The organism is Shinella sp. G-2 (assembly GCF_050172695.1).
GTDB lineage: Bacteria > Pseudomonadota > Alphaproteobacteria > Rhizobiales > Rhizobiaceae > Shinella.
The window spans coordinates 263,437-288,640 of sequence record NZ_JBBEYH010000002.1; the positions used below are offsets into that span (position 1 = coordinate 263,437).

Below are 25,204 nucleotides of genomic sequence, written 5' to 3' on the forward strand. Positions count from 1 at the left end.
GTCATGTCCTTTCAGGAACGGTGTTGCGGGAGACGGCGGGAGAGGCCTCGTACCAGTCTCTGCTGCGGTTCACGGCCCAGACGACCGTGAGCATCACGGGAACTTCGATCAGCACGCCGACGACCGTCGCCAGCGCCGCGCCGGACTGGAAGCCGAACAGGCTGATGGCGGCTGCGACCGCGAGTTCGAAGAAGTTGCTGGCCCCGATCAGGGCCGAAGGTCCGGCAACGCAATGACGCTCGCCCGACAGCCGGTTCAGGAGATAGGCCAGTGCCGCGTTGAAATAGACCTGGATGAGGATGGGAACCGCCAGCAGCGCGATGATCGCCGGCTGCGCGATGATCTGCTCGCCCTGGAAGCCGAAGAGGAGCACGAGTGTCGCCAGCAGCGCGACGAGCGACAGCGGCTGCAATGTCGCAAGCATGGCGTCGAGCGCCCTGGTCGTGCCGTCGGCGGTCAGGCGCCCTCGCAGGACCTGCGCGATGACGACGGGCACGACGATATAGAGCGCGACCGACAGAACCAGCGTGTCCCAGGGCACGGTGATGGCCGACAGGCCAAGCAGCAGCCCGACGATCGGCGCGAAGGCGACGACCATGATGGCATCGTTCAAGGCGACCTGGGACAGCGTGAACAGCGGCGCGCCGCGGGTCAGGTTGCTCCAGACGAACACCATCGCCGTACAGGGCGCAGCCGCAAGGATGATCAGCCCGGCGATGTAGGAATCGACCTGCGCGGCCGGCAGATAGGGACGAAACAGCCAGCCCACGAACAGCCATGCCAGCAGCGCCATGGAAAAGGGTTTGACGGCCCAGTTGATGAACAGGGTCACGCCGATGCCGCGCCAGTAGGTGCCGACCTGCGCCAGCGAGCGGAAATCGATCCGAATGAGCATCGGGACGATCATCAGCCAGATCAGCACGGCGACGGGCAGGTTCACTTTCGCGATCTCGGCCGCTCCGATGACCTGGAAAACGCCGGGCATCAGATGGCCGAGGGCGACGCCGACGACGATGCAGAGAAAGACCCAAAGGGTGAGATAGCGTTCGAACGTGGACATCAGGCGATCTTTCCCGGAATTCCCGTCGAGCGGCCGCCGCCCTCCTTGCCGAGAATGGATTCGGCGAGAAGGAAACGAGCGGAATTGCCCGTGCACAGGAAGAGCACGTTGCAGGTCTTGTCGGTCATGGTCGTTTTCCGTGGTCAGGTCGGAGGTTTGGTGAATTTCATGATCGTTGCCGATGCCGGGCAGATGCCCGAAAGCTGACGGGTCGAGAGAACGGCGGGCGGCACCTCGGCCCGCTGGACCACGATGAAGCCGAGACCTGCGAAGAAGGGCGCGGCAGAGGTCGTCGCCAGGAAGACCGCCTTGCCGTCGCCGATGGCGTTCAACACCGCCTTCGCCAGCGCTTTTCCAAGCGCCCTGCCCCTCCGCTCGGGCAAGACGACCATCGACCTCAAGAGCACGGCGTCGCCGCAGGCTTCGATGCCGGCATAGCCGAACGGGCCACCATCCGGGCAAAGCGCCCTGAAAAACGACCGCCCCGGATCTTCGAGATCTTCGACCGGAAGGCCGGACGCGGACAGGGCGCGTTGCAAATCGGGATCGCTTCCCGGAACGGGCTCCAGCCGGATGTCGCTCATGACGACTTCACCGCGGGTCCGCAGCAGGGTGCAAGTTCGGCAATCAGCGGCGCGCAGAGTTCGACCGATCCGCCGCAGCAGTCTTTCACCAGAAAGAGCGTCAGGTCGCGAAGCCCCTGGAGATCGGCCCGGTAGAGGATCGAACGGCTCTGCCGCTCGCTCGTCACGAGGCCCGCCCGGGAGAGGGTCGCGAGATGCGCGGACATGGTGTTCTGCGGCACGTCGACAAGCCGGGCGAGCTCCCCGGCGGGCACGCCATCGGGCTCGTGGCGGACGAGAAGCCGAAACGTCTCGAGCCGGGTGGACTGGGCGAGCGCGGCAAGCGCGGCGATGGCTGTGTTGCTATCCATATATCCAGAATAACGGATATTATATCTCTGTCAACGCTCGAAACCGGCCCGTTTCAAGGAAGCTTGGATCGCTGCGTCACACCCGGTTGCCGCCGCGCTCTCGGCCGGCGGCTCCGTGTCCCGACGCGCGTCGCGCCGCCGGGCGGACGGTCCCGTCAAGAAATCGCCCCGGCAAGACGAGGCTTGCCGGGGCGGAAGGCCGAATGTCCGGCGGCGCCACAGGGCGCGCCGGGATCGCTGGCGAAGGGTATCAGGCCTTGCCGAGCGCCTGCTCGATATCGGCGATGATGTCGGCGACATCCTCGATACCGATGGACAGGCGCACCACATCCGGGCCCGCGCCGGCGGCCGTCTGCTGTTCCGGGGAAAGCTGGCGATGGGTGGTGGAGGCCGGATGGATGACCAGCGAGCGCGTGTCGCCGATATTGGCGAGGTGCGAGAGCATTTCCAGCCCCTCGACGAAGCGCTTGCCCGATTCGTAGCCGCCCTTCAGGCCGAAGGTGAAGACGGCGCCCGCGCCCTTCGGCGAATAGCGCTGCTGGGTCGCATGGTTCGCATGATCGGCAAGGCCGGCATAGTTGACCCAGGACACCTTGTCGTGACCCTTCAGCCAGGTGGCGACGGCGAGCGCGTTGTCGCAATGGCGCTGCATGCGCAGCGGCAGCGTCTCGATGCCGTTGAGAAGCTGGAAGGCGTTGAAGGGCGAGATCGCCGGGCCGAAATCGCGCAGGCCCAGCACGCGGCAGGCGATGGCGAAGGCGAAATTGCCGAAGGTGGCGTGCAGCACCACGCCGGCATATTCCGGGCGCGGCTCGGACAGGGCCGGATACTTGCCGGAGGCCGACCAGTCGAAGGTGCCGCCGTCGACGACGACGCCGCCCATGGAATTGCCGTGGCCGCCCATGAACTTGGTCAGCGAATGCACGACGATGTCGGCGCCGTGCTCCAGCGGGCGGATGAGGTAGGGCGTCGCCATGGTGTTGTCGACGATGAGCGGCAGGCCGTGGCGATGGGCGACCTCGGCAATGCCGGCGATATCGACGAAGGTGCCGCCGGGATTGGCCAGGCTCTCGATGAAGATCGCCTTGGTCTTGTCGTCGATCTGGCTCTCGAAGGTCGAAAGATCGTCCGTATCGGCCCAGCGCACGTGCCAGTCGAAGCTCTTGAAGGCGTTGCCGAACTGGTTGATCGAGCCGCCATAGAGCCGGCGCGCGGCGACGAAATTGTCGCCCGGGCGCATGATCGTGTGGAAGACGAGGAGCTGGGCGGCATGGCCGGAGGCGACGGCGAGCGCCGCGGTGCCGCCCTCGAGCGCGGCGACGCGCTCTTCCAGCACGGCCTGCGTCGGGTTCATGATGCGGGTATAGATGTTGCCGAAGGCCTGCAGGCCGAAGAGCGAGGCGGCGTGGTCCGTGTCGTTGAAGACGAAGCTGGTGGTCTGGTAGATCGGCGTCGCCCGTGCGCCCGTGGTCGGGTCGGGCTGTGCGCCGGCGTGAACGGCGAGCGTGGAAAATCCGGGCTTGTTCTTCGTCATGAAATGGCCTCCCTGGCAGACGTTTTCGCGACTATTTCAGAGAGATAGATGCCGGTCAAAGAAAGTTTTTCCGCAAAGGCGCGCCTCAACGCAACGCGCTTTGCGTGAAGAAACTCAGGCGACGAGGCGCGGATATTCGATGGCCGGGCAGCGGTCCATCACCACCTTGACGCCGGCGGCCTCCGCGGCCGCCGCCGCCGCGTCATGGCGCACGGAAAGCTGACCCCAGATGACCTTCGGCAGCGGCGACAGCGCCAGGGCCTCTTCCACGACGGAGGGCAGCGCATCGGCCGCCCGGAAGACGTCGATCATGTCGATGGGTTCGGCAATGTCGGCAAGGCGCGCGACGACGGTCTGGCCGAGGATCTCCTTGCCGGCCTGGCCGGGATTGACGGGAATGACGCGGTAGCCCTTGCGCAGGAGAAAGGCCATGACGCGATAGCTCGGGCGCTCCGGGTTCGGCGAGGCGCCGACGAGCGCGATCACCTTCGTCGTGCGGAGAATGTCGGCGATGTAGTAGTCCGGATAGGAATCGTGATTCATGGCGTTGTCCCGTTTCTGCGCGGAGAATTGGGGTAACGCTACGTGAAGTCAAGTTCGGGGCCGTCAGGAAGCCTTGAGCATCAGGACGGGATATTCCGTCACCGGGCAGCGATCCATGACGACGCGGATGCCCGCCGCCTCCGCCCGCGCCGCGGCCGCATCGTCGCGCACCGAGAACTGGCCCCAGAGCACGGAGGGCATCGGACGCAGCGCCAGCACCTCGTCGACGACCGCCTGGAACTGGTTCGCCGCGCGGAAGACATCGACCATGTCGACGGGTTCGGGAATGTCGGCAAGATGGGCATAGACCGTCTGCCCCAGGATCTCCTTGCCGGCATGGCCGGGATTGACCGGGATGACGCGGTAGCCCTTGCCGAGCAGGAACCCCATCACGCCATGGCTCGGGCGCGCATCGTTGGGCGACGCGCCGAGCACGGCGATGGTGTGCACCGACCTCAGGATATGGCGGATGTAGCTGTCGGGATAGTGATCGTGGTTCATCGCTGCCTCCTTCGGCGTTCGCGACCGTCTCTCACTCGTCTTCCACCCGTCATAATAGCGCGGAATCCTAAAGAAGACGACAGGCTTCAAGCGCCCGTTCGGCCGGGATCTGTGCCATAGCGGGTCAGATTTTGGGGTTTCCGGCGCAATCGGCATGCCGGGGCTGAAAATCGCGATTGCAAATCGCCGGTTTTGGGCGGATGAAGGGGGCGTTCCCCTCCCGCATGCCCTCCCCCTTCGAGGTCCCAGATTGCCGCTAGACGTTCTCTTTCTCGTGCTGTTCGGCGCAGCCCTGCATGCGACCTGGAACGCCATCGTCAAGGCCGGCTCGGACAAGTCCCTCGACGCGGCGATGGTGGCGCTCGGCGCGGGCGCCGTTGGCCTCGCCTTCCTGCCCTTCGTGCCGCTGCCGAAGCCCGAGGCCTGGCCGTTCATCCTCGTTTCGGCCGTGCTGCAATTCGCCTATTTCCAGCTCGTGGCGGGCGCCTACCGCGCCGGCGACATCGGCCTCGTCTATCCCTTGATGCGCGGCACCGCGCCGCTGCTGGTGGCCATGACAAGCGGCGTGGTGCTCGGCGAGCACCTGACGGCGACCGCCCTTGCCGGCGTGCTGGTCATCTCGGCCGGCGTGCTGACGCTCGCCTTCGAGTCGCGCCATGGCGGCCGGCACGCCATCCTGCTGGCGCTCGCCAATGCCATCGTGATCGCCACCTATACCTTCGTCGACGGCGCGGGCGCGCGCATCTCCGGCAATGCCGTGTCCTATACGCTCTGGATGGCGCTGCTGCCGCCCGTCCTGCTGTTCGGCTGGGCGATCTCGCGGCGAGGCACGCGGACCGTCTGGAACCATGTGCGGCGCAACTGGGCGCGCGGCCTCTTCGGCGGCGCCGGCTCCATCGCCTCCTATGGCCTTGCGCTCTGGGCCATGACCAAGGCCCCCGTCGCCACCGTCGCGGCGCTGCGCGAGACCGCCATCCTCTTCGCCCTGCTCATCTCGGTCTTCATCCTCAAGGAGAAGGCCAGCATCTGGCGCTACATCGCCGGCGCGGTGATCGCCTGCGGCGTGCTGGTGCTGAAGCTGGCGTGACATTGAAATTCCGGCCGCTCCGGTGTATGTACGAACATACGTACAAAGGAATGCGTCATGAAGGTCGTCAGCCTATCCGAACTGCGGGCCAATATCGCAAAGCACTTCGACAGCGTCGAGGCCGACCGGGACGAGCTGATCGTCACGCGGCAGAACCGCGAACCCATGGTCGTCATGTCGCTGGCCGATTTTGAAAGCTGGAAAGAGACGATCTACCTCACGGCCAGCCCGGCGAACCGCGACCATCTCCAGCGCTCCATTCGGTCGCTGGATGCGGGCAAGGGGATCGGCAAGACGCTCGACGACTTGCCCCCCGGCGAATGAAGATCTGCTTTTCTCCCGAGGCCTGGGCCGATTTCACCTACTGGACGGAAACGGACCGCAAGACGGTGGAGAAGGTCGTGGCGCTGATCAAGGAATGCCGCCGCGATCCCTTCTCGGGAACCGGCAAGCCAGAACCGCTGCGCGGCGAGCTGAAAGGCTTCTGGTCGCGGCGCATTACCCAGGAACATCGCCTCGTCTATCGCGTGACCGGCAGCGGCGCGGCCCAGATGCTGGAAATCGCCGCCTGCCGCTATCACTACGGCTGACGCGTCACGGCCACTCCGGCATGCGCTTGCCGAGGAAGGCGCCGATGCCCTCCTTCGCGTCGTCCGCGAACATGTTGTCGACCATCGTCGTCACGGCCACGTCATAGGCTTCGGGCAGCGGCAGGCCGGCCTGGGCGCGGAAGGCGGCCTTGCCGATGCGCAGGGCCTGCGGCGATTTCGACGCGATGACGGCGGCATATTTGTCGACGACCTGGCGCAGGTACTGCTGCGGCACGATGCGGTTGACAAGGCCGAAATCCTTGGCGGTGGATGCGTCGATGGTCTCGCCGGTGAGCAGCATTTCCATCGCCTGCTTGGGATGGGCCGCGCGGGTGACAGCGACCATCGGCGTCGAGCAGAAGAGGCCGATATTGACGCCCGGCGTGCAGAAGGTGGCGGTGTCGGTGCAGATGGCGAGATCGCAGCTTGCGACGAGCTGGCAGCCGGCGGCAGTGGCGAGACCGTCGATCTCGGCGACGACCGGCTGCGGCAGGGCGGCGATCTTCAGCATGAGATCGGCGGCCATGCGCATGGTCTTCTCGAAGAAGGCGCGCCCGCCATCGGCATCCTCGCGATGCGCCGTCATTTCCTTGAGGTCGTGGCCGGCGGAAAAGACCTTGCCGGTGGAGGCGAGCACGACGACGCGCAGCGCATCGTCGACGGCGGCCGCGTCGAGCGCCTCGCCGAGCGCCGTCATGACGGCGATGGAAAGGGCGTTGGCGGGCGGGTTGTTGAGCGTGATCCGCAGCACCGGCCCGGAGCGCTCGACACGCACGAGGCCGGCCGGTTCCTCTTTCCTGAACGACACCACATCTGCCATGACCGTCTCCCTCTGTTGTCCGCCTGCGGTCCTACGCCGCGCGGCAGCCGGTTTCAAGCGCGCCGGCATAGACTTTCTCAGGGCTTGCCGCGGCGGGAAAATCGGTCTGTAAAGCAGGCGACAGGAGACGAATGCCATGCAACTGACGCCGATCATGGACCCGGAGGGGCTGAACCGCTTCCTCGAAGCCGATTTTCCGCAGCTTCACACGGACGGCAAGGTCTTCGAGGTGGTGGAGGTCGGCCCGGGCGCCATCGTCATGCGCCTGATGCCCAACGAGCGGCACCTTCGCCCCGGCGGCACGATTTCCGGTCCCACCCTCTTCGCGCTCGCCGATGTCGGCGCCTGGTGCGCGGTGCTTGCCCATATCGGCCCGGTGGCGCTCGCGGTCACCACCAATCTCAACATCAATTTCCTGCGCAAGCCCGCGCCCGGCCCCCTCTCCTGCACCTGCCGGATCCTCAAGCTCGGCAAGCGGCTCGCCGTGGTCGACGCCTCGATTTTCGACGAGAATGGCGAGGATCTGGTGGCGCATGCGACCGCGACCTATTCGATTCCGCCGCGATAATTTGTGGTATTGAATTACCACAACAATAAGCCATTGTTTTTGCTTATCTATCTTTAGCACCCTCCGGAACGCGTCCCTTGACGCCCCATCGGCACTCGCTTATAAGCCGCCCAGATCGCGGTCCTCTGGGGCCGCTTTCGATTTTTGGCATCCGCAAGGGGCCAAACCAAGCAACAAGAAACGCCCGCAGCTCCCAAGGCTTCGGGACCCTAAAGAAAGAGCTACTCCCATGGCAACCTTCGTACAGAAGCCCGCCGAGGTAGAGAAGAAGTGGATCCTCATCGACGCCGAAGGCCTCGTTGTCGGTCGCCTCGCTACCCTCATTGCAAACCGCCTGCGCGGCAAGCACAAGGCCACCTTCACGCCCCACGTCGACGACGGTGACAACGTCATCGTTATCAACGCCGACAAGGTCGTCTTCACCGGCAAGAAGTACTCCGACAAGAAGTACTACTGGCACACCGGTTACCCGGGCGGCATCAAGGAGCGTACGGCTCGCCAGATCATCGAAGGCCGCTTCCCGGAGCGCGTCCTCGAGAAGGCTGTCGAACGCATGGTTCCGCGCGGCCCGCTCGGCCGTCGCCAGATGAAGAACCTGCGCGTCTACGCCGGCTCCAACCACCCGCATGAAGCCCAGCAGCCGACCGTCCTCGACGTCGCCGCGCTGAACAGCAAGAACACAAGGAGCGCCTGATCATGGCCGACCTCTCCTCGCTCAAGGACCTCGGCGTCGCCGCTGCAGCTCCGGCCGCTTCCGCCCCGGTTCACGTCAAGAAGGTTGACGCCCAGGGCCGTTCCTACGCAACCGGCAAGCGCAAGGACGCCGTTGCCCGTGTATGGGTCAAGCCGGGCTCCGGCAAGATCACCATCAACGGCAAGTCGTTCGAAGCCTACTTCGCCCGTCCGGTCCTGCAGATGATCCTGCAGCAGCCGATCGTCGCAGCTGCCCGTGACGGCCAGTTCGACATCGACGCGACCGTTGCCGGCGGCGGCCTTTCCGGCCAGGCCGGTGCCGTTCGTCACGGCATCTCCAAGGCACTGACCTACTTCGAGCCGGGCCTGCGCACGGTTCTGAAGAAGGGCGGCTTCCTGACCCGCGACTCGCGCGTCGTCGAACGCAAGAAGTACGGCAAGGCCAAGGCCCGTCGTTCGTTCCAGTTCTCCAAGCGTTAATCGCTCGGAAGACTTGGGTCTTCAGGAAAGGCCGGGGTTCGCCCCGGCCTTTTCGTTTTCAGGGGCAACAAAGCCCTTGCCTTACGCCCCGCGATTGGCGAACGTCCGGCCAGATTCCGGAGGGACTTTCATGGGCAACAAGACGATCGACCACGCCATCACGGGCAAGACGCTGAAGAGCGCGGCCTCCGACCCGACCCATGCGGGCATCCTCTCCTTCATGCGCCGGCGCTATACCAAGGTGCTGAAGGACGTCGACGCGGTCGTCTGGGGCATTCCCTTCGACGCGGCCACCTCCAACCGCCCCGGCACGCGCTTCGGGCCGCAGGCCATCCGCCGCGCCTCGGCGATCATGGACAACGATCCGCAATATCCCTTCGAGCGCGACCTCTTCGAGAACATGGCCGTCGTCGACTATGGCGACTGCCTGCTCGACTACGGCAACCACCAGAAGACGCCCGCCACCATCGAGCGCGAGGCGAAGAAGATCCTCAAGTCCGACGCCTATATGCTGACGCTCGGCGGCGACCACTTCATCACGCTGCCGCTGCTGCGCGCCCATGTGGAGAAATACGGCCCCCTCTCCCTCGTGCAGTTCGACGCCCACCAGGACACCTGGCCGGACGAGAAGGGCCGCATCGACCACGGCTCCTTCGTCGGCACCGCCGTGCGCGAAGGCCTGATCGACGCGGAAAGCTCGATCCAGATCGGCATCCGCACCCATGCGCCGGAGGATTGCGGCATCCGCATCGTCTATGGCTACGAGGTGGAGGAGATGAGCGCGGGCGAGCTCGCCGACACGATCGTGCGCCATGTCGGCGCGCGCTCGACCTATCTGACCTTCGACATCGACTGCCTCGACCCGGCCTTCGCGCCCGGCACCGGCACGCCGGTCTCCGGCGGCCCGACCAGCGCGAAGATCCTCTCGGTGCTGCGCAAGCTCGGCGCGCTGCATGTGGTGGGCTCCGACGTCGTGGAAGTCTCGCCCGCCTACGACCATGCCGACATCACCGCCATCGCCGGCTCGACCATCGCCATGTACATGCTCGGCCTTCGCGCCGAATGGCTGGCCGAGCGGCGCTGAACGCGCCCTTCAACGCCCCCCTCGAAGCGCGCTTGCATGCGCCGTTGAACATGGGGGGCCGAGGGGCTATATCGGCGCTGAACCGCACAAACAGGATGGATTGCAGATGAAACCGAAGATCTTCATCGATGGCGAACACGGCACGACGGGCCTCCAGATCCGCACGCGCATGGCCGGCCGCGACGATGTCGAACTCCTGTCGATCCCCGAGGCGGAGCGCCGCAACGCGCAGCTGCGCGAGGACCTGCTGAACAGCGCCGATGTCGCCATCCTCTGCCTGCCCGACGACGCGGCGAAGGACGCCGTCGCCATGGTCGCCGGCAACAATTCCGTGCGCATCATCGACACCTCGACGGCGCACCGCGTCCATCCCGACTGGGCCTACGGCTTTGCCGAAATGGACCGCGCACAGCCGAAGAAGATCGCCAGCGCGCGCTACGTCGCCAATCCCGGCTGCTATCCGACCGGCGCCATCGGGCTCCTGCGTCCACTGCGCCTTGCCGGCATCCTGCCCGAGGACTATCCGGTGACAGTCAACGCCGTCTCCGGCTATACGGGCGGCGGCAAGCAGATGATCGCGCAGATGGAAGATGCGGCGCATCCCGAGCACATCGACGCGCCGCACTTCCTCTACGGCCTCACGCTCAAGCACAAGCACGTGCCGGAAATGCAGATGCACGGCATGCTGTCGCGCGCGCCGCTGTTCTCGCCCTCGGTCGGAAAGTTCCCGCAGGGCATGATCGTGCAGGTGCCGCTCTACCTCGCCGACCTCAACGACCAAGCCTCGCTCGGCGCGATCCATGAGGCGCTCGTCGCGCATTATGCCGGCCAGGACATCGTCGAGGTGGTGGATCTGAAGGAAAGCGCCAATCTTTCCCGCGTCAACGCGGTGGAGCTTGCCGATACGGACCGCATGAAGCTCTACGTCTTCGGCACCGCCGGCACGCCGCATGTCAACCTCGTCGCCCTGCTCGACAATCTCGGCAAGGGCGCCTCGGGCGCGGCCGTCCAGAACATGGACCTGATGCTGAAGGGCTGAGGCGGCCTTCGGCCCCTCGCCCCGCCAGCGCCTTCCCCCCGCAGGGCGGGGTGAGGGACGAGAGAGCCGGAGCGCGGCGCTTCGGCTGGAAATGCTCTTTGTTCTTGCCGCATTATCCGACGCCGAAGCTCCGCTTCGGCTGGAAATGCTTAGCGCTCCATTTCCCCATAGAAGCCGCGCCAGTGCGCGACCGCGAAGCCGAGCACGACGAGCGCGCCGCCCTGGTGCGCCAGCGCCCAGCCGAGGGGAACCTGCCAGACGAGCGTCAGGATGCCGATCGTCGCCTGCACGCAGACGAGGGCGAAGAGCACGAGGGCGCGGCGGGCATGGGTGGTCTGAGGCGCGGCGCGCAGCGAACAGACCATGTGGATGACGACCAGCGTGAAGAGCGCATAGGCGCCGAGGCGATGCACGAACTGCACGGTCTTCGGGTTCTCGAAGAGGTTGATCCACCAGGGCTGCTGGACGAAGAGGCCGCCCGGAACGACCGCGCCGTCCATCAGCGGCCAGGTGTTGTAGGTGAGCCCCGCGTCGAGGCCGGCGACGAGCGCGCCGAGATAGATCTGGAAGATCGCCATGAAGGCGATGATGCCGGCCATGCGGCGGGTGCCGTCGCTCGGAATGGCGTCGTCGCTGTGCGGCGACAGCGCCCGCATCAGCCACGTCGTCCAGGCGAAGATGAGACAGGCGATGGTGAGGTGGGTCGCCAGACGGTACTGGCTGACCGAGACGCGCTCGGCAAGGCCGGAGGACACCATCCACCAGCCGATGAAGCCCTGGAAGCCGCCGAGCGCCAGAAGGCCGACGAGCGGCCAGCGCAGCTTCTTCTCGATACGGCCCGTCAGCCAGAAGAAGGCGAGCGGCACGGCGAAGACGAAACCGATGGAGCGGGCGATCAGCCGGTGGGCCCATTCCCACCAGAAGATCGTCTTGAACTCCTCGACGGTCATGCCCTTGTTGATCTGCTCATATTGCGGAATGCGCTTGTAGAGGTCGAACTCCTCCTGCCATTCGGCCGCCGTGATGGGCGGGATGACGCCGTGGACCGGCTTCCATTCGGTGATCGACAGGCCCGATTCGGTGAGCCGCGTCGCGCCGCCGACAAGGACGAGCACGAACAGCGTGAACAGCACGAGGCCCAGCCACCGGCGCACCTGCCGACGGTTGCGGTCGGTCCTGTCCGTTTCGTTGAAGCTGCTATAGGCGGTCGCGAGGCTCATTCTGTCGGCTCCTGTCAGCACGGCGGCGGGCCGCCGTTCCGGCTTTTGCAAGGCAATGCACTTAGGCAATTTCAAGGGGAAAACTGCTCCAGCGTTGATTTGCCCGACCCGCCCGTGCAAAACAAGGCCCGAACCTTTGCGGCATGCCGTCGCGCCCTGCCGCCGCCACGCAATCGAAAGACCGACAATGCCCCCTCGCCTCCGCAAACTGATCGGCACGATCCTGATCATCATCCTCGTGCTCGCCTATGCGGTGGTCGCCACGGCCGTTGCCTCCGCCATGCTCGGCCAGTCGCCGTGGTATATCCACCTGCTCTATTTCACCGTGACGGGTCTCTTGTGGATCGTGCCGGCCATGGTCATCATCAAGTGGATGGAAAAGCCGGAAAAGCCGCGCGGCGAATAGACCGCCCGCCGTTATGGAATTGCTAACCGCACCTGCCGATTTCCCGAAGGCAAACGGCGGGTTGTGTGCCGGATTAAACCATTTCCTGAGGTCTGCCGCCTAGGGTCGCGCCATGGCGGTACAGCCGCCGGCAGGGGCAAGGGTCGGGAGCGATGCACGTGCAGATCAAGGCGTCCGGGCTTGAGCTTGCGACACCGCTTGGCGGCAGCCCCGATGGCGGGCCGGCGCCGGGCGACGCGCCGCTCACCCTTCGCCTCCACGCCAGCATGGCCCCGCTGGAAACCGTCTGGCGGACGCTCAGCGCCGCGCAGTCCCTCTCGCTGCACCAGGGCTACGACTGGTGCCGCGCCTGGGCGGAAACGCACAATCTCGAGGTTCTGGTCCTCGAAGGCCTGTGCGACGGGCGCACCCAGCTTCTCCTGCCGCTCGAAATCCAGCGTCACGGCCCGGTGCGCATCGCGCGCCTGCTCGGCACGGATTTCAGCAATATCAATACCGGCCTCTTCAGCGAGGATTTTCGCTCTCCCGCGGCCGCCGCGCGGCTGGATCTCGCGCTGCAGGCGGCGCGCGGCACGCTGGCCCGCGCCTTCGATCTGCTGCTGCTCGAAAAGATGCCCTTTGCCTGGCGCGAAACGGCAAGCCCCTTTGCCGGCCTGCCCGCCACCCGCAACCAGAACAGCGCCTTCCAGCTCGAGCTCTTCGCGGATTTCGAGGAGACGCTGGCGCAGCTCAACGCCAAGCGCCGCCGCAAGAAATACCGCAATTCGGAACGCCGGCTGATGGCGATGGGCGGCTTCGAACATGTCGTGGCCGCGCCGGGCGAAGAGGCGCTGGCGCTGCTCGAAATCTTCTTCCGCCAGAAGAGCACGCGTTTCGAGGCGATGGGCCTGCCGGACGTCTTCCGCGACGAGGAGACGCGCAACTTCTTCCGCACGCTCGCCGCAATGCCGGCGACCGAGGACGGCTATTGCCTCCAGCTTCAGGCGCTCCGGCTCGGCGGCGCGCATGACGGCCATATCGCCGCCATTACCGGCCTGTCGCGCAAGGGCGATCACGTCATCTGCCAGTTCGGCTCGATCGACGACAACCTGGCGGCCGATGCCAGCCCCGGCGAATTCCTGTTTCACCTCGCCATCCAGCGGGTGTGCAGCGAGGGGGCGCGGCTCTTCGATTTCGGTATCGGCGACCAGCCCTACAAGCGTTCCTGGTGCCGGATCGAAACGCCGCACCACGATATCCTGCTGCCCGTGACCATGGCCGGCCGCGCCGCGGCGGCGACACACCGGGCCAAGACCGCCGCCAAGCGGCTCATCAAGCAGAACCCGCAGATCTATTCGCTGGTGCAGCGCCTGCGCTTCGGCCGCAAGGACGCCCCCGCCACCGGCGAGAGCGACTGAGCGCATCGCATGACCGAAGCGATACCGCTTCGGCTCGGCCCGGTTTCAGGCGGCGCGGCGGCCCGGGCGATGGTGGGGCGGCTCGCTCCCCTCGCCGGTCATCAGCACGATCTCGTTGTAGCCCGCTTCGCCGAACGCGCCGATCAGGTCGACGATCTCGTCCTCGTCGGCGCCCGGAATGGAGAGGATGATATCCGTCTCCTCGCCGCGCGTCAGGCGGCGAACCCCCTCCACTTCGGCGGCGCCGCATTCCACGATCACCGCGTCATAGGCGTCGGAAAGCGAATCGATCACCATGGCCAGCCGATCGATGCCGCGCATGGCGCGCTTGATGTTGGCATTGCCGCGCGGAATGATATGGGCGTCCGACAGGCGGTCGCCGTGGATGATCTCGCCGAAGGCCGCATCGCCGACGAGAAGATCGGTGATGCCGGGCAGGTGCACGGACTGGGCCATGAGCCGCGTCGGGCAGGCCGAGCCCGTCAGGTCGATGATCAGGGTCTTGCGATGCTGCTCGGCGATATGGCGCGCCAGCATGACGGTGGCGGTGGAGCCGCGGTCGCCGGAGGGCGACACCGAGATTGCGACCGAAATATTGTTCTCGATCAGGTGCCTTGCGACGGCCGTCACCGAATAATCGTCGTCCGCCTCGGCTGCGGCCTCGACGGGCGCGGCCTCCTCTTCGTCCGCCTCGTCCTCGCCGGGGCCGATATCGGCCAAGAGCGAGCGCGCCGGGGCGTTGATGTCGCGGATCGCGCCATAGTCCGGGCGTGCCACGGGCTCCCGGCGCTGGACCGGTTCACGCAGCACGGCGGCGGTTTCGGGTTCGGGCGCCAGCAGGTCCTCGTCGTCCGCCTCGATCTCTTCGATCTCCTCGCGGCGGCGACGCGTCGCGACGGTGCCGCCGACCGGCTTGAGGGCGCGGCCGCTGAAGAGTTCGGCGAGCAGGATGGCGATGGCGCTGAGCGCGAAGCCGGCGACGCCGCCGACTACGGTGATCGGAATCACCTTCGGGAAGGAGACCTCCGTCGGCTCGACGGCGGCGGAGATAACGCGGGCATCGGCCGGCGACGAGCCGCTGTCGGTGCGCGAGGTCGCCTCGCGGTACCGCGCCAGATAGGTTTCGAGCAGCTGGCGCTGGGCGGCGGCCTCGCGCTCCAGCGCCTTGAGGCCGACTTCGTCCTCGCCGGCGCGGGCGGTGTCCGCCTTCAGCGTGTTGAGCTGCTGCACGAGCTGCGTTTCGCGCAGGCGCGCGGTCTTCGCCTCGTTTTCGAGGCTGGAGAGAATCTTCTGCGTTTCCGCCTTGATCTGCGTGCGGATGCCGGCGAGCTGCGAGCGCAGCCCCTTCAGCCGGGGATGGCCGTCGAGCATCGAGGTGGAGAGATCGGAAATCTGCCCCTGGATCTGCGCCTCGCTTTCCTTGAGGCGCTGGATCATCTGCGAGCCGACAACCTCGGACAGCGTGTCCGGCGCGCCGCCGGTCTTCAGCACGGCGCGCACGCTCTCGGCGCGCGCCTCGGCGCTCGCCCGTTCGCCGCGCACGCGGGCGACTTCCGTGGAGATATCGTTGAGCTGGCGCATGGCGAAGGTCGAGTTATCGCCGGTCGGCAGGAGATCGGACTGCGAGCGGTATTCGGCGACCTTCTGCTCGGCCTCGCGCACCTTCTCGCGCAGGTTGGCGATCTCCGGCTCCAGCCAGCGCGTCGCCTCCGAATTGGTGTCGAGCTTGGCGCCGCTCTGCAGCGCCAGATAGACCTTGGCCATCTCGTTGGGGATCTCGGCGGCAAGACGCGGATCCTTCGAGGTGAACTCGATGCCGATGACGCGCGAACGCTCCACCTGATAGACGACCAGCTTGTCGTTGAATTCCTTCAGCACGCGCTCTTCCGGCGGCAGGTCGAGCGGATTGTTCTTCAGGCCCAGCAGCACGAGCACGTCGGAAATCGCCGAAGGCTTCGCTGTCGTGTCGAATTCCTCCAGCTCATAGAGCTTCATGTTGCGCGCGACCTGCTTGATGAGGTCGGCCGATTTCAGGAGCTGGACCTGGCTGGCGATGCCGAGCTCGTCGAAGGCCGGTCGTTCGCCGCCCTGGGCCCTATCCTGCCCTGTCGTGAAGGCGGGTTCGCGCGTTTCGATCAGAAGGCGCGTCTCGCTCTTGTAGCGGGGCGAAACGAGGTTCGCGCCGACAAAGGCGATCCCCGCGCAGGCGACGGTCGCCATCAGCACGCGCATGCGGTTGCGCCAGATCGCGCCGAACAGACCGCCAAGGTCGATATCGACATCCTGCTGGCTCTCGTGAACGCCCGACATATTCCCACTCCAAACCGACGATTTCCCCGCAAGGTAAACAAACATGGTAACCCAAGAGTTAACCACCATTGGGTGTGCAAATATTTCAATCACCCTCATGGAGAGAATTTTGTCGGAAGCGCTCCGCTTTTTTACCAGCCGTTAACCCTAACGGATCGATAACGACGGCCAGACTTCTGATTTGGGGATTGGAAACGCGAATGACGTTCGCATCGATCAATAAGGGCATGTTGCTCGCGCTGGCGTTCATCGCCCCGGCCGTTTCGGGCTGCAGCGGCTATCGCCCGGCCCCCAAGGCCTTCCACGAGGCGACCATCCAGCCCTACCGGCTCGACAGTGGCGACCGCCTGCGCATCACGGTCTTCGAACAGGCCGGCCTCAGCAACACCTATACGATCGACCAGGCCGGCTATGTCGCCTTCCCGCTCATCGGCGGCGTGCCGGCGCGCGGCCAGACGCTGCAGGAACTGGAAAGCATCATCGCGGCGAAGCTGCGCCAGGGGTATCTGCGCGATCCCGACGTCTCCATCGAGGTCGACCGCTACCGCTCCATCTATGTCATGGGCGAAGTCGGCCAGGGCGGGCAGTACAGCTACGTCGCCGGCATGACCATCCAGAACGCCATCGCCGTCGCCGGCGGCTTCTCGCCGCGCGCCAACCAGCGCGACGTCGACGTGACCCGCAAGATCAACGGCAAGGTCGTCACCGGCCGCGTGTCGATCTCCGACCCGATCCTGGCGGGCGACACCATCTATGTCCGCGAACGGCTCTTCTAGCCTATGGCGGACGATGGGCCTCTGCGCATCATTCATTGTTTCCGTTCGCCCATCGGCGGCATCTTCCGCCATGTGCGCGATCTCGCCGAATTCCACGTCAAGGCAGGCCATGACGTCGGCATCATCTGCGACAGCCTCACGGGCGGCTCGTTCGAGGATTCGCTCTTCGACGAAATCCGCCCCTATCTTCCCCTCGGTCTCGTGCGCCTGCCGATCAGCCGGTCGATCAGCCCGCGCGACGTCAACGCCTTCCGGGACAGTTATCGTGAAATAAAAGGTTTGCGGCCGGATGTGTTGCACGGGCACGGCGCCAAGGGTGGCGCCATTGCCCGGCTCATCGGCTCAGCCCTGCGGGTCAACAGGTATCGCGTAGCCCGCCTCTATTCGCCGCATGGCGGCAGCCTGCACTACACCAAGCGCACCGCCGGGGGACTGGCGATCCTGACGGCCGAGCGGCTGCTCGAGCCGATGGGCGATGCCCTCACCTTCGTGTGCGACTACGAGCGGGACGCCTATTTCGCCCGCGTCGGCCGGCCGCGCGTGCGGGCCGAGCGCATCTACAACGGCATCCACGACCGCGACTTCGAGACGGTCTATCCGCGCGAGGACGCCGTCGACTTCCTCTATATCGGCATGCTGCGCGACCTGAAGGGGCCGGATGTCTTCATCGACGCCTTCGCGCGCACCGAGCGCCTCGTCGGCCGGCCGCTTTCGGCGGTGATGGTGGGCGACGGGCCGGACCGGGAAAAATACGAACAGATGATGCTGCAGCTCGGCCTCGGCCGGCGCATCGGCCTCCTGCCCTCGATGAAGGCACGCGAGGCCTTCGCGCTGGCCCGCAACGTCGTCGTGCCCTCCCGCGCCGAGGCGATGCCCTATATCGTGCTGGAAGCGCTGGCCGCGCGTAAGCCGGTCATCGCCAGCCGCGTCGGCGGCATTCCCGAAGTGCTCGGCCCCGACAGCATCGCGCTCACCGAGCCCGGCAATCCGCAATCGCTCGCCGCCGTGATGGCGCAGGCCGTCAGCGATCCGGCCTGGCTGCGCAAGGTCATGCCAGAGCCGGCCGCCTTCCAGGGCGCCTTCTCCGCCTCCGTCATGTCGGCCTCCCTGCTCGACCTTTACCGCGACATCCTCGCAAAACAGACCGGAAAGCGGCTCTGACGCCGCCGGGAACCCTCGCAAACCGCCCGTCCGTAAACGTTTCTTAGGGGCTTCATGCTATGCCCGAGGGAAAGCTCCCGCAGGTGCGCGCCATGAACCATGTCGACAAGTCCGAGTCCTTCGATCCCGAGGCCCTGAGGCGCAAAGTCTCCGAGAGCCGGGCAAGCGCGTCCGCCGAGGGCGCGGACGAACCGGTGGTGGAGCTCAATCCGCTCGCCCAGAAGATCGCGCTGCAGTTCCGCGACGACACCTATTCGCCCTCCATGATCATCGGGCTTCTGCGCCTCGGCGAATTCGCCGCGCTGGTGGCCATCGGCTATGCGATCCACGCGCTCTATGTCGGCGTCGGCATGACGGCGCTCTATGCCGCCGTGCTCACCGGCGGGGCCGTGCTCGGCGTGCTGCTGCTGCAGCTTGCCGACGCCTATCAGATCCCCGCGCTGCGCTCGCCGCTGCGCATGACGCCGCGCATCCTCGCCGCGTGGGCCATCGCCTTTGCGGCCATGGCGCTGGTGCTGTTCTTCTTCAAGTCGGGCGACCACTATTCCCGCGTCTGGTTCGCCTCGTGGTTTGCCGCCGGCGCCTTCTACCTCGTCGTCGAGCGCCAGGTGATCGCCTATGCGATCCGCCGCTGGGCGCGCAACGGCACGATGGAGCGCCGCGCCGTCATCGTCGGCGGGGGCGAGCCCGCCAAGGAGCTCATCCGCACGCTGGAGCACCAGCCGGAAAACGACATCCGCATCTGCGGCATCTTCGACGACCGCGACGAGCGCCGCTCGCCCTCCATCATCGCGGGCTACCCCAAGCTCGGCAATGTCGCCGAACTGGTCGAGTTCGCGCGCCTCGCGCGCATCGACATGCTGATCATCTCGCTGCCGCTTTCGGCCGAAACGCGCATCCTGACGCTGCTCAAGAAGCTGTGGATCCTGCCCGTCGACATCCGCCTCGCCGCCCATGCCAAGGGCCTGCGCTTCCGTCCGCGCAGCTATTCGCAGGTCGGCAGCCTGCCGATGCTCGACATCTTCGACAAGCCGATCGCCGACTGGGACAATGTCGCCAAGCGCATCTTCGACATCTTCTTCAGCGTCGTCGCGCTTGTCCTGCTCTGGCCGGTGCTGATCGGCGCGGCCATCGCCGTCAAGCTCTCCTCGCCCGGCCCGATCCTCTTCAAGCAGCGGCGCCACGGCTTCAACAACGAGATCATCCAGGTCTACAAGTTCCGCTCGATGTACACGCATCTGTCGGACCCCACGGCCCGCGCCGCCGTCACCAAGGGCGACCCGCGCGTCACCCGGGTCGGCCGTTTCCTGCGCAAGTCCTCCATCGACGAACTGCCGCAGCTCTTCAACGTGCTGAAGGGCGAGCTTTCCCTCGTCGGCCCGCGCCCGCACGCCATCGAGGCGCAGTCGCATGACCGCAAATATGTCGATGTGGTCGACGGCTACTTCGCCCGCCACCGCGTCAAGCCGGGCGTCACCGGCTGGGCGCAGATCAACGGCTGGCGCGGCGAGATCGACCATGACGACAAGATCCGCTTCCGCACGGAATTCGACCTCTACTATATCGAGAACTGGTCGCTCTGGCTGGACCTGAAGATCCTGTTCCTGACGCCGATCCGTCTGCTCAACACGGAAAACGCCTATTGAGCGACGCGGCCCTCCCCTACGCCCCGCCCTTCCGGCCGCAGCTTGCGGCCATCGGCGTTGCGGGCTCGCTGCTGGTCAGCGTGGGCGTGTTCCTGTCGGGCTTCGTCATCAGCGAACCGGCGCCCTACGAACTCTTCATGGCGGGCCTCATCGGCCTTTGGGCGATCGTGGGCCTGCGCATCTCGCGCGGCGTCACACCGCTGCTCGTGCTGGTCGTGCTGTTCAATGTCGGCGGCGCGCTGTCGCTGACGGTGATGGACGATCTCTCCGGCGGGCCGATGTATGTCGCCGTCTCGCTGTTCCTGGCGCTTTCCAGCGTCTTCTTCGCCGCCATCATCGAGGCGAAGCATTCCCGGCTGGAGCTGATCTTCCGCGCCTGGGTGGCAAGCGCACTCATCACCTCGCTGCTTGGCATTCTCGGCTATTTCCACGCTTTTCCCGGCGCCGAGGCCTTCACGCTCTACGACCGCGCCAAGGGCGCCTTCCAAGACCCGAACGTCTTCGGCCCCTTCCTCGTCGCGCCCTCGCTCTATCTGGTGCACGGCCTGCTCGTCGGGCGCCTTGTCGCCGCGCCGCTGAAGGTCATCGGCCTTCTCATCCTGGCGCTCGGCCTGTTCCTGTCCTTCTCGCGCGCGGCCTGGGGGCTCTATCTCTTCTGCGTCGTGGCGCTGGTCTTCGTCATGCTGCTGAAGGAGCGCACCGGCGCGTTCCGGCTGAAGATCCTCATTCTCAGCCTTTCCGCCGCCGCCGTGCTGATCCTCGCCCTCGTCGTCGCGCTGCAGTTCGACAAGGTCGCCAACCTCTTTTCCAGCCGCACCCAGCTGGTGCAGGACTATGACGGCGGGCATCTCGGCCGCTTCGAGCGCCACCGCATCGGTTTCCTGATGGCCATGGAACGGCCGCTCGGCATCGGCCCCATGGTGTTCAGCAAGATGTTTCCCGAGGACGAGCACAACATCTACCTGAAGTCGCTCACCACCTATGGCTGGCTCGGCTTCCTCTGCTATCTCATCCTCATCGCCTGGACGCTCTCGGCCGCCTTCAAGCGGCTGCTGCGCGACCGGCCATGGCAACCCTTCCTGATGATCGCCTTCATCACCCTTCTCGGCCACAGCGCCATCGGCTTCGTCATCGACACGGACCACTGGCGGCATTTCTACCTGCTGCTGGGGGTCGTCTGGGGGTGTCTCGCGCTGGAGCGGCGCCACAACCGCCAGCAGGCCGGGGGCACGCGCACGCCATGACCATACACACCACCATCGATATCGACCTGCGTCCGATGCGGCTCTTGGAGGTACTGGAGCCGAGCGGCGGCGGTTCGGGCCGGCATTTCCTCGATCTGTGCCGGGGCATGCAGGCGCGCGGTCATGTGGTGCACGCCGTCTATTCGCCGGTGCGGGCGGAAGCGCGCTTCGTGGAGGAACTGCGTTCACTCGGCCTTGCCGGCATGCATGCCGTCGAAATGGCGCGGGCGCCCGGCCCGTCCGATCTGGCGTCCTGGTGGTCGCTGGTCTCGGTGATCCGGCGGGCCGGCCCGTTCGACATCATCCACGGCCACAGTTCCAAGGCGGGGGCGCTTGCCCGCATCCGCCTGCCCGGCAAGCACGTGCCGCGGGTCTATACGCCGCATGCCTTCCGCACCATGGATCCCGGGCTCGGCAGCGTCGGCCGCAGGGTCTACGGCTCGATCGAGAAGCTGCTCGCCCGGTCCTTCACCGACCGGCTGATCTGCGTTTCGGCGGATGAATATGCCCATGCCCGCGCGCTCGGCATGCCGCGCGACCGGCTGACCATCGTCGTCAACGGCGTCGACACGCCGCCGGCCGATTCGCGCGCCGCCGTGCGCGCCGCGCTCGGCATTGCACCGGACGCTTTGCTCTTCGGTTTCGTCGGCCGCCTCAGCCACCAGAAGGCGCCGGAACGGCTCGTCGCCGCCTTCGACCGGCTGGCCGCACAGGTGCCGCGCGCGCATCTCCTGATGATCGGCAGCGGCGAATTGCAGGAGACGGTGCGCCGCCAGGTCGCGGCCGCAACCCACGGCGCCCGCATCCGCCTCACCAACGACTTTTCCGGCCCGCAGGCCATGGCCGCCATCGACGCGCTGGTCGTGCCGAGCCGCTACGAGGCGATGTCCTATGCCATGCTGGAGGCCGCCGCCGCGGGCAAGCCGCTGATCCTCTCGGATGTCGGCGGCGCCTCGACGGTGCTGAAGGACGGCGAGAACGGCCTTCTCGTCGAAAACACCGACGATCCGGCGCGCCTTGCCGAGGCCATGCTGCGCCTCAGCAACCCCGCCACCCTCGCCCGCCACGCCGCCGCCGCCAAGGCTCGCAGCCGCGATTACAGCCTGGAGCGCATGATCGGCGAAACGGAAGCGATCTATCGCAGCCTCACCGCCTGACACGCTCGATTTCGTGATTTGCCGAAATTTTCCCTTGCATCCAGGTGCCCGAGACTATAGGGGTTTGCGCGGTCCGGAATGTAGCGCAGCCCGGTAGCGCACTTGACTGGGGGTCAAGGGGTCGTGGGTTCGAATCCCGCCATTCCGACCATTTAGAACCGCTGTAAATCAGGCGGTTGCCGCGAATTCCCCGCTTCGCAAATTTCTCCAAAGCAGAACATAACGAAACCGAAGTCCCGGAATGATTCCGTCTTGACTCTTCCCCTCCCCGGATCATTTCTCCACCGAGGCAACGTGAACACATAGAGAACGAAGAAATGCGGCCCTTCGAGAGGAGAGCCTCGTGTCTGAGGGAATGCCATACTCATCAACGGCCATGTGAGGCGGGATGGTCGCCCTGGGTATGCTATGGGATTGCGACCCAAGAGGGAGCCTGTGCGCTGGTGGTGCTGGGAGCACTACCCGTTCAAGAATCCCGCGTCCGCCCGCAGTGTCGGGTCCTTGTCGGCCTGACGCGCTCGCCTTTAGGGATGCCGGCCGGTTACCCGCACCATCGCGTAGGAGGGATGGTCTCTATTCCATTGCTCAAGATACCCGTAGGGTAGGATATGCTCCGGCGGGACGATCATGCATCGCTCTGCATACTCGGCGGCGTCCACGATCAAACCCGCGTCCTCAAAAATCAGGCGCAGGGCCTCTTTACTGAACCTGAAGAAATCGTTCGGATGGCCGTGGAGAGGGTAGCACTGGTGTGTCGCGACAAGGAATGGCGCTCCAGGTTCCAGCACCCTGGCGACCTCTTTCGCAGCCACCCATGGCCGCTCCAAATGTTCAAAAACGGCGTCTGCGATGAAGCATCCGAAGCGGTCCGTCCATTCCGCTGGCAGGGCGTGGATGTCTCCAAGCATGTCCACGTCGATACCATCTCTGATATCCAGCCGGACGTAGTCCTCATGAGCAACCCATGGGAACGAGTCTCGGCTGTGGGTACTGCGCTCTGGGACAGTTCTCCGTGTCCCGACCTCCAGCACATGCGATGGCTGCTTCTCTCGGACATTTTTCCTGAAGACCTCGTAAATGTCGACCTCAGGGGCATAGACATCCGGCACGAGCATCGGGCGAACTGCTCCGGTGTCCGAGGCGCGGCGGCGGGAAAATGGATTGAAGGACATCGACAACTCAGCGTTTTTTTGGCCGCACCTAAGGATTGTCAGAGCCTTATCATTACCCAGATTGGATTTCTAGCGCTGGATAGCGGTGTTCGCGCCACCGGGTTCGTCATGCCCCTCTGGACCAAGCGACAATCTTCATGACGCTCTCGTAGAACATCACAGTCCCGACGACGAATCCGAGCAGTCCGACAATCACCCATTTGAAGAAGGTGCCAACAGTCCTCACCGCGTTGACGAGCCTGACGCCGTCTTCAAGGGTTTGGAGATCGTCGGGGCGAAGGCGGGCAAGGAACTCCCGTGTCTCCTTCGGGAGTTCAGACATTGCGCTCACGGCGTCGGCTTGCTCCTTCATGTTGCGCGCCCCTTGCGCCGCGCCCATTGCCACCAGGCGACCGGTACGGACGACAGAAGTGCGAAGACACCGGCCTCGACGGACGACGCCACGGCCGGATCGTCGGTGAGGAGGTGCTTGACCTCATCGCCGATATAGCCGGCGCCGTAGAGCCATCCGGCCAGAAGATAGAGCGCGATGCGAATCCAGACGGTCATGGGCGCCATCCTTTCACGATGAGGCGCGCCAATGCGGCCAAGAGCTTTTCGAGCCAGTTACCACCCGGCACCGGACCTTGCTCGATCTTGGCGACGGGTTCTGCCGGCACTGGAGCAGCTTCGGCACCGCTCGGGCGGTAGTCCTTCCACTTGCCGACGCGGAGCTTATCGGAAGCTTCTCGCATCTTCTTGGCGTAGGCGCCGTCCAAACCACCGCCGTTGTAAACGGTCTCGACCTTGATAAAGTCGCGGGCACGGATCGCCGGCAACAGCCCGTTTGCAGTCAGGAAGCCGGCGAGCGCGGAAAGCTGGTACAGCTCGCCCTCACAAAAGGCGCTGAACATGCCCTCGGCCGACTGGTGCCCGCAGATGCCGTGATTGAAACCCATGATCTGGAAGGTGCCGACGCTGACCGACTTGAACGCCGCCTCACGGTCGATCTTGATGGCGCGCTCCAGCAGCTTATAGCGCTCGCTGGCCTTGGCCTGGTCCTTATAGCCGCCGTTCTTCGGGCTGATCCAACCCTTGCGAGCGAGGCCGCTTTTCATAGCGTTGGTGCGGATCGCTTCGGGAAGGAACTTGTAGAACCAGTGCTTCTCGAAGAGAATTTTGATGCGGCCATCTGGGAACCAGCCGAAACCGGCACTCTCGACCTGGGCGATTGCCTCAAGGTCGGCGGGGTGAACCTGCAGGCTGTCTGCAAGGCGTGCGAGATCGGCGTCCGTCGCGGCCGCCGCTTTGCCTTTTCCAAGCATGTGAGAATTCCTTGAGGTTAGGAGGCGGCGAGGATTTCAGCCGCGCGGGGAGCGCCGAAAAGCTCGGCCGCCATGCTGGTCAGCAACGGCCACAGCTCGTGGTCGCCGCGATAGGAGGATGCGGACTTGAAGATGTTTTGGACGCGAATCGTCTGCGCGGCCATGGCGGCTTCGACCGCATCGGCCTCTGCGTCCGTCATCCGTGACCAAAGGTCCACTGGATAGACGATGACAACCGGCTGTGGCTCAGCAGGCGGGACATATGGCAGAATCTCATATTCACCGACATGCTCGGCCATCCAGTCACGAAGGATGGGACTGAGGCCAAACTGGTCGTCCGGCCGCAGGCAGTGTAGCGTGTCATAAGTGATGTCACCCCGATCCGTTGGCAGCGTGACGTTGCAAGCGATCACGTAAACCTCGGCTTCAGTCGTAGCTGTGACGCAGGCCACAGAGTTCAAAATGGTCATGGTGTTCG

At 65.4% G+C, this 25,204-nt stretch carries 29 protein-coding genes, 1 tRNA gene and 1 pseudogene; 16 read left to right on the forward strand and 15 right to left on the reverse strand.

The features are described from left to right. Position 1: 1 nt before the first annotated feature. The 7 genes and pseudogenes from arsB to V8U06_RS05180 form a co-directional block, all read right to left on the reverse strand. Positions 2-1,060, reverse strand: coding sequence for an ACR3 family arsenite efflux transporter (gene arsB, locus V8U06_RS05150; protein WP_427139758.1), 1,059 nt, complete (start codon positions 1,058-1,060; stop codon positions 2-4). Between the two features lie 29 nt (positions 1,061-1,089). Next, positions 1,090-1,188, reverse strand: a pseudogene (locus tag V8U06_RS05155) (arsenate reductase ArsC); the annotation flags it as partial. A 15-nt stretch (positions 1,189-1,203) separates the two neighbouring features. Continuing rightward, positions 1,204-1,644, reverse strand: a complete 441-nt coding sequence (gene arsN2, locus V8U06_RS05160; RefSeq protein ID WP_427139759.1) for an arsenic resistance N-acetyltransferase ArsN2 — start codon at positions 1,642-1,644, stop codon at positions 1,204-1,206. Then, positions 1,641-1,994, reverse strand: a complete 354-nt coding sequence (locus V8U06_RS05165) for an ArsR/SmtB family transcription factor (RefSeq protein ID WP_427139760.1) — start codon at positions 1,992-1,994, stop codon at positions 1,641-1,643. Before V8U06_RS05165 ends, arsN2 begins: the two co-directional genes overlap by 4 nt. Before the next feature lie 250 nt (positions 1,995-2,244). Beyond that, complete coding sequence (locus tag V8U06_RS05170; protein WP_427139761.1) at positions 2,245-3,528, reverse strand: O-acetylhomoserine aminocarboxypropyltransferase; 1,284 nt, start codon at positions 3,526-3,528, stop codon at positions 2,245-2,247. Between the two features lie 114 nt (positions 3,529-3,642). After that, positions 3,643-4,071, reverse strand: a complete 429-nt coding sequence (locus V8U06_RS05175) for a CoA-binding protein (protein ID WP_427139762.1) — start codon at positions 4,069-4,071, stop codon at positions 3,643-3,645. A gap of 63 nt (positions 4,072-4,134) precedes the next feature. Next, on the reverse strand, positions 4,135-4,572 hold the full coding sequence (locus tag V8U06_RS05180; protein ID WP_226919607.1) for a CoA-binding protein: 438 nt from the start codon (positions 4,570-4,572) through the stop codon (positions 4,135-4,137). Between the two features lie 250 nt (positions 4,573-4,822). Here V8U06_RS05180 and V8U06_RS05185 point away from each other — a divergent pair, with 250 nt between their 5' ends. Genes V8U06_RS05185 through V8U06_RS05195 form a run of 3 tightly spaced genes read left to right on the forward strand, consistent with a single transcriptional unit; the run spans position 4,823 to position 6,249 of the window. Beyond that, positions 4,823-5,659 (forward strand): EamA family transporter, encoded by an 837-nt coding sequence (locus tag V8U06_RS05185; RefSeq protein ID WP_427139763.1) that lies wholly within the window; start codon positions 4,823-4,825, stop codon positions 5,657-5,659. A 57-nt stretch (positions 5,660-5,716) separates the two neighbouring features. Then, positions 5,717-5,983: a type II toxin-antitoxin system Phd/YefM family antitoxin gene (locus tag V8U06_RS05190; protein ID WP_226919609.1), complete on the forward strand. Its 267-nt coding sequence runs from the start codon at positions 5,717-5,719 to the stop codon at positions 5,981-5,983. Then, positions 5,980-6,249, forward strand: coding sequence for a Txe/YoeB family addiction module toxin (locus V8U06_RS05195; RefSeq protein WP_427139764.1), 270 nt, complete (start codon positions 5,980-5,982; stop codon positions 6,247-6,249). Before V8U06_RS05190 ends, V8U06_RS05195 begins: the two co-directional genes overlap by 4 nt. Before the next feature lie 4 nt (positions 6,250-6,253). On the opposite strand, the gene V8U06_RS05200 is transcribed toward V8U06_RS05195, so the two are convergent. Next, positions 6,254-7,069 carry an enoyl-CoA hydratase gene (locus tag V8U06_RS05200; protein ID WP_427139765.1) on the reverse strand — a complete coding sequence of 272 codons (816 nt, stop codon included), beginning with the start codon at positions 7,067-7,069 and terminating at the stop codon, positions 6,254-6,256. Positions 7,070-7,205: 136 nt separating this feature from the next. On the opposite strand from V8U06_RS05200, the gene V8U06_RS05205 reads away from it, so the two are divergent. From V8U06_RS05205 to argC, 5 genes are all read left to right on the forward strand, one after another. Next, the gene (locus tag V8U06_RS05205; RefSeq protein WP_226919612.1) at positions 7,206-7,637 is read left to right on the forward strand and encodes a PaaI family thioesterase; all 432 of its coding nucleotides are present in this window, start codon (positions 7,206-7,208) and stop codon (positions 7,635-7,637) included. A 229-nt stretch (positions 7,638-7,866) separates the two neighbouring features. Then, entirely contained in the window at positions 7,867-8,331 is a 465-nt protein-coding gene (gene rplM / locus V8U06_RS05210) for a 50S ribosomal protein L13 (protein WP_427139766.1), read from the forward strand. Positions 8,332-8,333: 2 nt separating this feature from the next. Continuing rightward, on the forward strand, positions 8,334-8,810 hold the full coding sequence (rpsI, locus tag V8U06_RS05215) for a 30S ribosomal protein S9 (protein ID WP_203318588.1): 477 nt from the start codon (positions 8,334-8,336) through the stop codon (positions 8,808-8,810). A 130-nt stretch (positions 8,811-8,940) separates the two neighbouring features. Next, a complete protein-coding gene (gene speB, locus V8U06_RS05220; protein ID WP_427139767.1) occupies positions 8,941-9,894 on the forward strand; it encodes an agmatinase in 954 nt (317 codons plus the stop codon). Positions 9,895-10,000: 106 nt separating this feature from the next. Beyond that, positions 10,001-10,933: an N-acetyl-gamma-glutamyl-phosphate reductase gene (gene argC, locus V8U06_RS05225; RefSeq protein ID WP_427139768.1), complete on the forward strand. Its 933-nt coding sequence runs from the start codon at positions 10,001-10,003 to the stop codon at positions 10,931-10,933. Between the two features lie 149 nt (positions 10,934-11,082). On the opposite strand, the gene V8U06_RS05230 is transcribed toward argC, so the two are convergent. Next, on the reverse strand, positions 11,083-12,153 hold the full coding sequence (locus tag V8U06_RS05230) for a COX15/CtaA family protein (protein WP_427139769.1): 1,071 nt from the start codon (positions 12,151-12,153) through the stop codon (positions 11,083-11,085). A 187-nt stretch (positions 12,154-12,340) separates the two neighbouring features. Here V8U06_RS05230 and V8U06_RS05235 point away from each other — a divergent pair, with 187 nt between their 5' ends. Together V8U06_RS05235 and V8U06_RS05240 are read left to right on the forward strand one after the other, a co-directional pair. After that, positions 12,341-12,559, forward strand: coding sequence for a DUF2842 domain-containing protein (locus tag V8U06_RS05235; RefSeq protein ID WP_226919618.1), 219 nt, complete (start codon positions 12,341-12,343; stop codon positions 12,557-12,559). 152 nt (positions 12,560-12,711) lie between these two features. Then, positions 12,712-13,956, forward strand: a complete 1,245-nt coding sequence (locus V8U06_RS05240) for a GNAT family N-acetyltransferase (RefSeq protein WP_427139770.1) — start codon at positions 12,712-12,714, stop codon at positions 13,954-13,956. 45 nt (positions 13,957-14,001) lie between these two features. On the opposite strand, the gene V8U06_RS05245 is transcribed toward V8U06_RS05240, so the two are convergent. After that, positions 14,002-16,266 carry an exopolysaccharide transport family protein gene (locus V8U06_RS05245; RefSeq protein WP_427139771.1) on the reverse strand — a complete coding sequence of 755 codons (2,265 nt, stop codon included), beginning with the start codon at positions 16,264-16,266 and terminating at the stop codon, positions 14,002-14,004. 200 nt (positions 16,267-16,466) lie between these two features. Here V8U06_RS05245 and V8U06_RS05250 point away from each other — a divergent pair, with 200 nt between their 5' ends. The 6 genes from V8U06_RS05250 to V8U06_RS05275 all read left to right on the forward strand — a co-directional run bounded on the left by V8U06_RS05250 (position 16,467) and on the right by V8U06_RS05275 (position 22,401). Continuing rightward, a complete protein-coding gene (locus V8U06_RS05250) occupies positions 16,467-17,042 on the forward strand; it encodes a polysaccharide biosynthesis/export family protein (RefSeq protein WP_427139772.1) in 576 nt (191 codons plus the stop codon). A gap of 3 nt (positions 17,043-17,045) precedes the next feature. Beyond that, positions 17,046-18,203 carry a glycosyltransferase family 4 protein gene (locus V8U06_RS05255; RefSeq protein WP_226919622.1) on the forward strand — a complete coding sequence of 386 codons (1,158 nt, stop codon included), beginning with the start codon at positions 17,046-17,048 and terminating at the stop codon, positions 18,201-18,203. A gap of 92 nt (positions 18,204-18,295) precedes the next feature. After that, positions 18,296-19,849: an undecaprenyl-phosphate glucose phosphotransferase gene (locus V8U06_RS05260; RefSeq protein ID WP_427139773.1), complete on the forward strand. Its 1,554-nt coding sequence runs from the start codon at positions 18,296-18,298 to the stop codon at positions 19,847-19,849. Beyond that, positions 19,846-21,093 carry an O-antigen ligase family protein gene (locus tag V8U06_RS05265; protein ID WP_427139774.1) on the forward strand — a complete coding sequence of 416 codons (1,248 nt, stop codon included), beginning with the start codon at positions 19,846-19,848 and terminating at the stop codon, positions 21,091-21,093. Before V8U06_RS05260 ends, V8U06_RS05265 begins: the two co-directional genes overlap by 4 nt. After that, positions 21,090-22,250, forward strand: a complete 1,161-nt coding sequence (locus V8U06_RS05270; RefSeq protein WP_427139775.1) for a glycosyltransferase — start codon at positions 21,090-21,092, stop codon at positions 22,248-22,250. Before V8U06_RS05265 ends, V8U06_RS05270 begins: the two co-directional genes overlap by 4 nt. Positions 22,251-22,324: 74 nt before the next feature. Further along, a tRNA-Pro gene (locus tag V8U06_RS05275) sits at positions 22,325-22,401 on the forward strand. A 373-nt stretch (positions 22,402-22,774) separates the two neighbouring features. Here the strand turns inward: V8U06_RS05275 and V8U06_RS05280 are convergent. From V8U06_RS05280 to V8U06_RS05300, 5 genes are all read right to left on the reverse strand, one after another. Beyond that, positions 22,775-23,422, reverse strand: a complete 648-nt coding sequence (locus V8U06_RS05280; RefSeq protein ID WP_427139776.1) for a methyltransferase domain-containing protein — start codon at positions 23,420-23,422, stop codon at positions 22,775-22,777. Between the two features lie 106 nt (positions 23,423-23,528). Then, entirely contained in the window at positions 23,529-23,774 is a 246-nt protein-coding gene (locus V8U06_RS05285; RefSeq protein WP_427139777.1) for a hypothetical protein, read from the reverse strand. Continuing rightward, entirely contained in the window at positions 23,771-23,971 is a 201-nt protein-coding gene (locus V8U06_RS05290) for a hypothetical protein (protein WP_427139778.1), read from the reverse strand. Before V8U06_RS05290 ends, V8U06_RS05285 begins: the two co-directional genes overlap by 4 nt. Beyond that, positions 23,968-24,726 carry an N-acetylmuramidase family protein gene (locus V8U06_RS05295; protein ID WP_427139779.1) on the reverse strand — a complete coding sequence of 253 codons (759 nt, stop codon included), beginning with the start codon at positions 24,724-24,726 and terminating at the stop codon, positions 23,968-23,970. Before V8U06_RS05295 ends, V8U06_RS05290 begins: the two co-directional genes overlap by 4 nt. A gap of 17 nt (positions 24,727-24,743) precedes the next feature. Then, complete coding sequence (locus tag V8U06_RS05300) at positions 24,744-25,196, reverse strand: hypothetical protein (RefSeq protein WP_427139780.1); 453 nt, start codon at positions 25,194-25,196, stop codon at positions 24,744-24,746. Positions 25,197-25,204 lie beyond the last annotated feature (8 nt).

Coding starts and splice junctions, on each gene's coding strand:
- V8U06_RS05200 (WP_427139765.1), bottom strand. CDS start 7,069: ATGGCAGATGTGGTGTCGTTCAGGAAAGAGGAACCGGCCGGCCTCGTG.
- V8U06_RS05240 (WP_427139770.1), top strand. CDS start 12,712: ATGCACGTGCAGATCAAGGCGTCCGGGCTTGAGCTTGCGACACCGCTT.
- V8U06_RS05165 (WP_427139760.1), bottom strand. CDS start 1,994: ATGGATAGCAACACAGCCATCGCCGCGCTTGCCGCGCTCGCCCAGTCC.
- arsN2 (WP_427139759.1), bottom strand. CDS start 1,644: ATGAGCGACATCCGGCTGGAGCCCGTTCCGGGAAGCGATCCCGATTTG.
- speB (WP_427139767.1), top strand. CDS start 8,941: ATGGGCAACAAGACGATCGACCACGCCATCACGGGCAAGACGCTGAAG.
- V8U06_RS05180 (WP_226919607.1), bottom strand. CDS start 4,572: ATGAACCACGATCACTATCCCGACAGCTACATCCGCCATATCCTGAGG.
- V8U06_RS05245 (WP_427139771.1), bottom strand. CDS start 16,266: ATGTCGGGCGTTCACGAGAGCCAGCAGGATGTCGATATCGACCTTGGC.
- V8U06_RS05195 (WP_427139764.1), top strand. CDS start 5,980: ATGAAGATCTGCTTTTCTCCCGAGGCCTGGGCCGATTTCACCTACTGG.
- rpsI (WP_203318588.1), top strand. CDS start 8,334: ATGGCCGACCTCTCCTCGCTCAAGGACCTCGGCGTCGCCGCTGCAGCT.
- V8U06_RS05170 (WP_427139761.1), bottom strand. CDS start 3,528: ATGACGAAGAACAAGCCCGGATTTTCCACGCTCGCCGTTCACGCCGGC.
- V8U06_RS05290 (WP_427139778.1), bottom strand. CDS start 23,971: ATGACCGTCTGGATTCGCATCGCGCTCTATCTTCTGGCCGGATGGCTC.
- rplM (WP_427139766.1), top strand. CDS start 7,867: ATGGCAACCTTCGTACAGAAGCCCGCCGAGGTAGAGAAGAAGTGGATC.
- V8U06_RS05295 (WP_427139779.1), bottom strand. CDS start 24,726: ATGCTTGGAAAAGGCAAAGCGGCGGCCGCGACGGACGCCGATCTCGCA.
- V8U06_RS05175 (WP_427139762.1), bottom strand. CDS start 4,071: ATGAATCACGATTCCTATCCGGACTACTACATCGCCGACATTCTCCGC.
- V8U06_RS05255 (WP_226919622.1), top strand. CDS start 17,046: ATGGCGGACGATGGGCCTCTGCGCATCATTCATTGTTTCCGTTCGCCC.
- V8U06_RS05270 (WP_427139775.1), top strand. CDS start 21,090: ATGACCATACACACCACCATCGATATCGACCTGCGTCCGATGCGGCTC.
- V8U06_RS05285 (WP_427139777.1), bottom strand. CDS start 23,774: ATGAAGGAGCAAGCCGACGCCGTGAGCGCAATGTCTGAACTCCCGAAG.
- V8U06_RS05300 (WP_427139780.1), bottom strand. CDS start 25,196: ATGACCATTTTGAACTCTGTGGCCTGCGTCACAGCTACGACTGAAGCC.
- argC (WP_427139768.1), top strand. CDS start 10,001: ATGAAACCGAAGATCTTCATCGATGGCGAACACGGCACGACGGGCCTC.
- V8U06_RS05280 (WP_427139776.1), bottom strand. CDS start 23,422: ATGTCCTTCAATCCATTTTCCCGCCGCCGCGCCTCGGACACCGGAGCA.
- V8U06_RS05260 (WP_427139773.1), top strand. CDS start 18,296: ATGAACCATGTCGACAAGTCCGAGTCCTTCGATCCCGAGGCCCTGAGG.
- V8U06_RS05230 (WP_427139769.1), bottom strand. CDS start 12,153: ATGAGCCTCGCGACCGCCTATAGCAGCTTCAACGAAACGGACAGGACC.
- arsB (WP_427139758.1), bottom strand. CDS start 1,060: ATGTCCACGTTCGAACGCTATCTCACCCTTTGGGTCTTTCTCTGCATC.
- V8U06_RS05235 (WP_226919618.1), top strand. CDS start 12,341: ATGCCCCCTCGCCTCCGCAAACTGATCGGCACGATCCTGATCATCATC.
- V8U06_RS05205 (WP_226919612.1), top strand. CDS start 7,206: ATGCAACTGACGCCGATCATGGACCCGGAGGGGCTGAACCGCTTCCTC.
- V8U06_RS05250 (WP_427139772.1), top strand. CDS start 16,467: ATGACGTTCGCATCGATCAATAAGGGCATGTTGCTCGCGCTGGCGTTC.
- V8U06_RS05190 (WP_226919609.1), top strand. CDS start 5,717: ATGAAGGTCGTCAGCCTATCCGAACTGCGGGCCAATATCGCAAAGCAC.